The following is a 5,195-nucleotide window of genomic DNA, read 5'->3' as shown; positions in this document are numbered from 1 at the left end:
CGACCTGCGGCCACCGCGGGATGCTGGCGAAGGGGCGCGAGCGAGCGCTCGTCGCCGATAACCATTAGCTCGAGAGAGAAACGCGACTCCAGCAGCAGAGCAGCGTTAAGCATAATATCTATGCCGCGCTCCACCGCGGCGAATCCGTGATGCACAAGCATGATGTTGTCAGGATCGACGGGTGAGGGCGTTAGCTGTTCATAAGGTGCGACGTTGCGGACCACCCCGGGGCGGGTCAGGCCGTAATCGTCACGGTAGACATCGGCAATTCCCTCAGCGACCGTGAGGCGCTTCGTAAACACTGATGACGAGATGAACGTTAACAGCCAATCGTCGTAGCGCGCGATGAGCAGCTTGTAGAAGAAACCGGTGCCATTGCCCGAGTAGAGCTCGTGCAGGTCGAGCACGACCGGCCCCTTCGCGAGTGCGGGGATCGCCCCCACCACCCATGGCAGCAAGTGATGGTCGTTGACGATAACGAGGTCATACTTCTCACCCCGGAGTTCCGAACTCGGTATGCGCTTACCGACGAGGTGATGGAATCGAGCGCGCGGCGTCAGCAGGCTGTGATTGAGCACTCGGTAGGGAAAGCTTGAGTAACCGATGCGGAACGCGCGGCCCGACGCGTCGGGATGGTCAGGCCCGCGGCTGAGAATGTCGACCCTGTATTCGGCGGCCTCGAGCCAGCGGATTTGGTTGGAGACCCGGGCATCATTGCCCACCGGTGAGTAGCAAATCACGAGTGCCTTTTTTGCGGGCGGAATCGACTTTTCGGGTTGCGCTGACACCACGCCATCCTATAAGCGTCCGAAGTGACTACGTCCAGATCGTGAGGCTACCGCCCCTGTGCGGTCCTCGTGGCATCATTGACGGTGGGCAAGCTCGCCTTGTGCAGCCTAACGACAGACCTCCTTCAAATCGGAGAAACAATAATATGTGCGGAATCTTCGGCTTCATCGGCCCGGATGACCTGGACTCCACTTCGGTGAACACCCTCGTAAAGCACGCGCAACAGCGCGGTCGCGACTCGAGCGGCATGGTCATTAGAGGCGCTGACAACTTCCACGCCTATCGTGCGGACTATCCGATTGGATGGCTTCTCAAGCGCGCACCGGCGCTCGGCAACCTTTTCTTCGGACACAGCAGGCTCGTCACGAATGGCACCGGTGATAATCAGCCGGTTCTGCGCGAGCAGGTAGTCGTCCTCCACAACGGCATCATCGTCAATGAGGAGAAGATCTGGAGCAAACTCGGCAAGAGCCCCAAGCTCTCTGTTGACAGCGAAACGATTCCGGCGATCATCGCCTCGCATCTTGAGGGTGGTGGTTCGGTCGAAAATGCAGCGGCACGCGTCCTCGAGATGACCGAAGGTGTGGTTGCGTGCGCCGCGCTCATTCCCCATCTCGGCAAGCTCCTTCTCTTTTCTAATAACGGCAGTCTCTACATTGGTGAAAAGTCGGGCGGTACGGTGTTCTCGTCCGAGAGCTACCCCCTGCGCGAGATTGCAGCCGAGAATATCCGGCAAATCCGCGGCGGCGATTCCGTCATCCTCGACGTGCCCGCACAAAAGGATGAGGTAGCCATCACGGAATGGGCGAACCGGAAGTTCGACCTGGTGCCCAACCTCGGCGTCTCGGCTTCGGAGGAGAAGCTTCTCGTTTACCCGAAACCCGAGTTTCGACGGTGCACCAAGTGCATCCTCCCTGAGACCATGCCTTTCATCTCGTTCGACGAGAACGGGGTGTGCAACTACTGCCTCCACTACAAGCCAAGAAATCACCCCCGCCCCAAAGAGGAGCTGTTCGAACTCATCGAGCCTTACCGCCGCAAGTACGGTGACGAGGTGCTGGTGCCCTTCTCTGGCGGACGCGACAGTTCTTATGGCTTGCACCTCATCATCGATGAGCTCAAGCTGCGCCCCGTCACCTACACCTATGACTGGGGTATGGTCACCGACCTCGGCCGCCGAAACGTGAGCCGCATGTCGTCAAAACTCGGCGTGGAGAACATCATCGTCGCTGCGGACATTACCCAGAAGCGCGACTACATCCGCCGCAACCTCAACGCGTGGCTGAAGTCCCCACACCTCGGAATGCTGAGCGTGCTCACCGCCGGTGATAAGCACTTCTTCCGTCACATCGAGACGCTCAAGCGGCAGACCGGCGTCAGCCTCAACCTGTGGGGCATCAACCCGCTCGAGGTCACGCACTTCAAGTCCGGCTTCCTCGGCGTGCCACCAGACTTCGCCGAAGAGCGGGTTTACAGCCACGGTGCCATGAAACAGTTCCGGTACCAATCGCTGCGGTTCCGTGCCATGCTGCAGAGCCCCGGCTACTTCAATCGTTCAATCCCTGACACGCTCGCCGGGGAGTACTACCGCAGCTTCACCACCAAGTCCGACTACTTCCACATCTTCGACTACTGGCGGTGGGACGAAAAGCAGATCGAAGACACCCTCGACAGCGAGTACGACTGGGAGCGCGCACCTGACACTCAGACCACCTGGCGCATCGGCGACGGCACTGCGGCCTTCTACAACTACGCGTACTATACGATCGCCGGCTTCACCGAGCACGACACTTTCCGGAGCAACCAGGTGCGTGAGGGCGACATCACTCGCGAAGAAGCCCTGCGTCTCGTCGAGGTTGAGAATCAGCCGCGCTACCCGAACCTCAAGTGGTACCTGGATGTCGTCGGCGTCGAATTTAAGCAGGCAATAGAGGCCGTCAACCGCGCCCCTCGGTTGTACGAAAGCGCACCGCTTCCTTCATTCACACCCGCTGGCGAGTGAGACGGTCGCCCTCCAGGGCTGGCTCAACCCATGGACGGAGCTGCGGCCACAGTGTGGCGAGAAGTCCGGCGTAGGCAAGCGCGCCGATCACCCACACGGCGTTCGGTCCAACCGGGAACGCTGTCCACCACCACTCCCCACCGGAGTCAAGATTGAATCCCTGTGCGTCTGTTCCCGTAATGTATCGACGAATGTTCACCTGAAGTGCAATGAGGTTTGCGATGGTGAGCGCACCCAAAATTGCAAGGTTCTGCACCCTGCTGAAATTCAAGAAACGTTCGGCCGGATCAACAAGCAGCACAAAGGTAAACAGCACGATGAGTGGCAACAAATACCGGGGTTGAAGATCAGTGCCCACCCTGTCGCCACCCACGGTTAGGACGTAGACCGGGAGCACGATCAGCACGATCAGCACACCACAGGCGGCGATAGCCTTTCGCCAGTTGAGTCTTCCCACACCGGCGAAAGCGACGACGATAAACGCTGCGGTCGCGGCCCAGGGCACGATCGCCGGGAGAGGCGTATCGAACCAGCCAAGGCTCCAGGTTCCCCACACCCCTGTCCACAGGAACGGAAGCATAAGAAGGTTGTAAGCGGCCAGCCCGGCCCGGCCCAGCGGATCCGCTTGACTGGCGCCGAGGGCGGGCAAGTCGGGATTCGTCACCCCGCTGCCCGTGATGCCGGTCATCCCCGTACCTGCCTGACCGGCGCTGGAAAATAACGCCACCGCCAAGATGATGCCTACGGCGGGAAGGATTGCGGAAAGAGCCCACGGCCGAGTTCGAGCTGACGTGAGGATGAGCACCGTCACCGTCGCTCCCACGGCATAAACCGCGCCATCACCGCGCGACCCAGCGGCCATCAGGGTACCTACCAGGTAGAGCGCGCCTAGCGCCCAGCGCCGTCGTCCACGCGTTTCGAACCACCCGAGCAGCGCGAGGAACGCCGTCCCGACGCCGGTGATGGCCCATCCACTCGGGTTGTTCGACGGAATGAGGAACATACCGAGGGGCACCAAAGTGACGAGCCAGCCCCACAAGAGAGTTGATCGGCGCGACACAGGAAGTAGCACCGCGAGTGACGTTGCCAAAGCTACGAAGATCGCCGCGCTGACAAGGCGCATCACCAGAGCACTGATCTGGATATCACCCCCTGCGAACACGTGCATTGTGGAATAAAAGATCGGGGGGTACTCATTCGCGAAGTTGCCCCGCTGGGTAGCCACCGGATGCCCGGACCATACTGACTGCTGACAACTAGCGCTGCGCTGCTCAATCTGGACGTAACAAATAAGGTCCAGAAACGTCGAAGGTACAACTCGGGTGTTCTGCTGCGCAGCCGGTGCACAGAGCTCGCCACCGCTATCAGCACACCAGATACTGACAAGGTGGTAGTCGTCATCCGGTGAAGCGCCGATTGGCGAGGCGAAAGCCCACGCCCCGAGTGCTATAAATGCGAGCAGCGGTGCAAGGAATACCCATCGAAAACGTGGGGCGGTCCTGGCTGGTCGGCGGGAAATCTGCCGTTCAGCTGTCATTTGTCGGAATTTCTGGTCGAACTCTCAACATCAAGAGCGAGCCGTTGAACGGCCCTTCGAAGTTCATCCCTCGTTCTGGCAAGTTCGAGACTGATCTGCATGAGCAGTAAAAACATCACGAAGAAGGCTCCGACGAAGAGGAGGTTTATCGGTTGCGAGATCCCGAAAAACTCACTCAGAGTGTCGAGCAGGCCGGGCCATGCCGAGAGGACTATGGCAGCGATCGACGCAACGAGCCACAGCACCGCGTACTTCTCTGGCAGGACGTACGAGCGCAGCAGGAGAAGCACAGCGACGAGAAACACGACCGCCAAGATGATCGCGAGCAGCTGAGGGGTCACGCCGCTATCTCCGCAGGGGTCTGGTGGCGCAGTGCCCTCAGTTGTGGCGGCACGGTCCGGATGCTCGCCAGACCGAGGATGAAAAGAATGCGCCCGGTATACAGCGTGGCACGAAAAATCGACTGCGAAGGCACTCCACCAATCCGTTCGTTCATGACAACGGGAACCTCCCTCACCGTCAGGTTTTGACGGGTGGCCAACACTATCGACTCGACGGTGTCGCCCAACCACTCGACGGGATAGTGCTCTGCGAAGACTGCGAGAGCGCGGGGCCCGGCGATTCTGAATCCGCTGGTTGCGTCACTGAGTCGGGTACGTGCGTAGACCGACACTAGTCGCGAGATAAACCTCTGCACCCCTCGCCTGGCCGCTGACGCTTTAAACGTGCCGCCCGCGGCAAAACGGCTCCCGATAACGACATCTGCATCGGTGAGCCCTGCCACGAGTTCGGGTATGTGCTCGGGCCTGTGCTGACCATCCCCGTCGAACTGTATTACCGCCGTGTAGCCATTCCGCACGGCATATC

Annotated in this window: 5 protein-coding genes; 1 reads left to right on the top strand and 4 read right to left on the bottom strand. The window is 59.9% G+C overall.

All coding sequences use genetic code 11. The annotated features are described in order from the left end of the window. Positions 1–788, bottom strand: a 788-nt coding sequence (locus RMN95_RS04855; RefSeq protein WP_309615825.1) for a glycosyltransferase, incomplete at its 3' end; no start/stop codon positions are given. 146 nt (positions 789–934) lie between these two features. On the opposite strand from RMN95_RS04855, the gene RMN95_RS04850 reads away from it, so the two are divergent. Further along, entirely contained in the window at positions 935–2,791 is a 1,857-nt protein-coding gene (locus RMN95_RS04850; RefSeq protein ID WP_309615824.1) for a hypothetical protein, read from the top strand. Here the strand turns inward: RMN95_RS04850 and RMN95_RS04845 are convergent. The 3 genes from RMN95_RS04845 to RMN95_RS04835 all read right to left on the bottom strand — a co-directional run. Then, positions 2,772–4,328: a DUF2142 domain-containing protein gene (locus RMN95_RS04845; RefSeq protein WP_309615823.1), complete on the bottom strand. Its 1,557-nt coding sequence runs from the start codon at positions 4,326–4,328 to the stop codon at positions 2,772–2,774. The genes RMN95_RS04850 and RMN95_RS04845 overlap by 20 nt on opposite strands. Further along, positions 4,325–4,669, bottom strand: a complete 345-nt coding sequence (locus tag RMN95_RS04840) for a DUF2304 domain-containing protein (protein WP_309615822.1) — start codon at positions 4,667–4,669, stop codon at positions 4,325–4,327. Before RMN95_RS04840 ends, RMN95_RS04845 begins: the two co-directional genes overlap by 4 nt. After that, positions 4,666–5,195: glycosyltransferase family 2 protein (locus tag RMN95_RS04835; protein ID WP_309615821.1), on the bottom strand; the 530-nt coding region annotated here is incomplete at its 5' end. The genes RMN95_RS04840 and RMN95_RS04835, both read right to left, overlap by 4 nt.

Origin of the sequence: Salinibacterium sp., from assembly GCF_031364185.1 — a bacterium.
In the GTDB taxonomy this organism is placed as follows: Bacteria; Actinomycetota; Actinomycetes; order Actinomycetales; family Microbacteriaceae; genus Rhodoglobus.
The sequence above is the reverse complement of the archived record's forward strand: the minus strand, read 5'-3'. Positions and strand labels throughout refer to the sequence as shown.